This window comes from Falsiroseomonas sp. RANM36, assembly GCF_056682175.1.
Window position 1 is genome coordinate 148,750 of sequence record NZ_JBWXTD010000002.1, and the last position, 2,846, is coordinate 151,595.

A 2,846-nucleotide genomic window follows, 5' to 3' on the forward strand; every position below is an offset into this window, starting at 1 on the left:
CGCTGGAGGTCGGCGTGCCGCTGGTGCTGGGCTTCCACCTCGTGCGCACGCTGATCTGCAACATCTTCGTGCTGCCGATCTGGCGCCTGCTGGTGCGGCTGCGGGGGGGGGGGGGGGGGCCCCGGCCCCCCCCCGCCCGGCGGGGCGCGCGGCGGCGTCAGGCGCCGCCGAACTTCACCTGCTGCTGGTCGTTCTGGCCGCGCATGGCCCAGCCGGTGGTGCGGTTCTCGATGGCCACCGCGGCGACATACATCGCCACGCCCATGATCGCGGTGACGATCAGCCCGGCGAAGACCAGCGGCACGTCGAAGCGGGACGAGGCCAGGATCATCAGGTGGCCGATGCCTTTGTTCGCCGCGACCGTCTCCGCGATGATGGAGCCGACGAAGGCGACCGTGATCGAGATCTTCAGCGAGGCGAAGAAATAGGGCATCGCCCGCGGCAGGCCGACCTTGCGGATGATGTCGGTGTGCCGGGCGCCGAGGGCGCGCAGCACGTCGCGCAGCTCCGGCTCCACGGTCGCGATGCCGGTGGCGACATTCACCACGATCGGGAAGAAGCTGATCAGGAAGGCGGTGATGACGGCCGGCACGGTGCCGATGCCGAACCAGATCACCAGGATCGGCACCACCGCGACCTTGGGGATCGAGTTGAAGCCGATCAGCAGCGGGTAGAGCCCGTGATAGAGCAGGGTCGAGCTGCCGATCGCGACGCCGAGCAGCAGGCCGAAGACGATGGCGAAGCCGAAGCCGATCAGGGTCGTCATCAGCGTCTGCCAGGAATTGTCGAGCAGCGGCACCCACCACTTGACCATGCTGGCGGCGATGTCGCTCGGCGAGGGCAGCACGAATTGCGGGACGTCGAAGGCGCGGACGCCGATCTCCCACACCACGAACATGCCGACGATCACCAGCCAGGGCAGCGCGGCCTGCAGGCGGCGGCGGCGCTTCGCGGCGGCGGCCATCGCCTCCAGCCGGCGCAGCGCCTCGGGCGACATGCCGGTATCGGCGGCGGGCGCCGCGCGGCGGGCGGTCATGTCGTCAGGCATTCACCACCTCCTCGCCCTTGCGGGCGGCGCTGATGTACTCGCGCAGGTCGTGCACGAGCGAGACGAATTCCGGCTTGTAGGTGGTCTCCAGCGTGCGCGGGCGCGGGAAGTCCACGATGCGCTCCGCGATGATCCGCCCGGGGCGGGAGGACATGACCAGCACGCGGTCGGCGAGATAGGCCGCCTCGCGCAGGTCGTGGGTGACCAGGATCACGGTCGGCTTCCGCGCCATCCAGACATCCTGCAGCACGGCCCAGAGATCCTCGCGCGTGAAGATGTCGAGCGCGGCGAAGGGCTCGTCCAGCATCAGCAGCGCGGGCTCGTGGATCAGCGCGCGGCAGAGGCTCGCGCGCTGCTGCATGCCGCCCGAGAGCTGCCAGGGGAATTTCTGCTCGAAGCCGCCGAGGCCGACCAGCGCCAGCAGGTCGCGGGCGCGGGCCTCATAGGTCGCGCGCTCGGCGCGCAGGCGGCGGCGATGCGGCTCCACCACCTCGAGCGGCAGCATCACGTTGTCGAGGATGTTGCGCCAGGGCAGCAGGGTCGGGTTCTGGAAGGCCATCCCGGCGATGGACAGCGGCCCGGCCACCTCCTGCCCCGCGACAACGACGTTGCCCGCGGTGGCCGGCCAGAGGCCCGTCACCAGCCGCATCAGCGTGGACTTGCCGCAGCCCGAAGGCCCGACCACGGCGATGAACTCGCCCTTCCGGACGTCCATGGTGGTGCCCTGGAGGGCCAGTGTCCCCTCGACGCCGCCATAGCGCATGGCGACGCCGGTGATCTCCACGAAAGGCCGTTCCATTCTGCCCCCTGCCCGGCTTGACGCCCGCAGATGTGCGTCACGTGGCTGGCCCCACGCAAGACGCGCGCCACGGTACAAGCCCTTGTTGCAGCGCGGCAGGCCGGCCGGGGCTGCCTGCCCGGCGCGCAGGATGCCTATCTTGCGGGCGAATCAGTGGCAGCGAGGACCCCGGCGCAGGCTGCCGGCAGGCGGGGCGGCGGGCCGGGCCGGGCCGGGCGGGGCGGCGGGCGCAGGGCCTCGTCGCTGAACCACCAGTCGAGCGTCGAGTCGCAGCCATCGCCCGCGGGGGGCGGGGCGATGTCGCGGCAGAGCGGGCTGTCCGGCGGGCAGCGCAGGCGCACATGCATGTGGCTGTCATGCCCGCGCCAGGGCCGCACCCTGCGCAGCCAGGCCTCGCCGCCATGATCGGCGCAGAGGCGGCGCTTGATCGCCGGGTTCACCAGCACGCGGTCCACGCCGGGCGCCTCGGCCGCGATGCGGATCAGCAGCGCATGCCGCGCGGTCCAGCGGGCGGGATCCACCGCCAGGCCCTCCGGCAGGACGAGCGAGGGGATGGCCAGGTCCTCGCGGGCGGCGACCGGCGCCGGCGGCTTCGGCCGCAGGTCGAGCCAGATGTCCACGTCGAGGCCGGTCTGGTGGCTGGCATGCCCCCAGGGCATCGGCCCACCGCGGGGCTGGGCGATGTCGCCGATCCAGAGATCCGGCAGCCCCGCCGCCCGCGCCCGGCCGGCGACGTGTTCCACCAGCGCGATGGCCGCCGGGTGCCCCCACTGCCGGTTGCGCGAGACGCGGATCGCCTGCCAGCCCGGCCCGTCATGCGGCAGCGCGACGCCGCCGGCGAGGCAGCCGAGCGAGGTGCCGCCGATCGCGCGCGGCTGTCCGGCGGTGGGACGCGAGGCGGCCTGCCAGTCGGCGGCGCGCGCCCCCGGCCCCGCCGCCGCGGCGGCCCCCCCCCCCCCCCCCCGGGGCGGCCGGGGCCCGGCGGGGCCCCCCCCCGGC

Annotated in this window: 3 protein-coding genes; all 3 read right to left on the reverse strand. The window is 73.5% G+C overall.

The genetic code is table 11. The annotated features are described in order from the left end of the window. Positions 1 to 157: 157 nt before the first annotated feature. Positions 158 to 1,048, reverse strand: a complete 891-nt coding sequence (locus AC1MIR_RS01615; protein ID WP_480026442.1) for an ABC transporter permease — start codon at positions 1,046 to 1,048, stop codon at positions 158 to 160. After that, positions 1,041 to 1,847 (reverse strand): ABC transporter ATP-binding protein, encoded by an 807-nt coding sequence (locus AC1MIR_RS01620; protein ID WP_480026443.1) that lies wholly within the window; start codon positions 1,845 to 1,847, stop codon positions 1,041 to 1,043. Before AC1MIR_RS01620 ends, AC1MIR_RS01615 begins: the two co-directional genes overlap by 8 nt. 134 nt (positions 1,848 to 1,981) lie before the next feature. After that, on the reverse strand, positions 1,982 to 2,846 hold an 865-nt coding region (gene mepA / locus AC1MIR_RS01625; RefSeq protein WP_480026444.1), incomplete at its 5' end, for a penicillin-insensitive murein endopeptidase.

What these genes read in the sequence shown, in the direction of transcription:
- AC1MIR_RS01620 (WP_480026443.1), bottom strand. Translation starts at nt 1,847, where the DNA reads ATGGAACGGCCTTTCGTGGAGATCACCGGCGTCGCCATGCGCTATGGC.
- AC1MIR_RS01615 (WP_480026442.1), bottom strand. Translation starts at nt 1,048, where the DNA reads ATGCCTGACGACATGACCGCCCGCCGCGCGGCGCCCGCCGCCGATACC.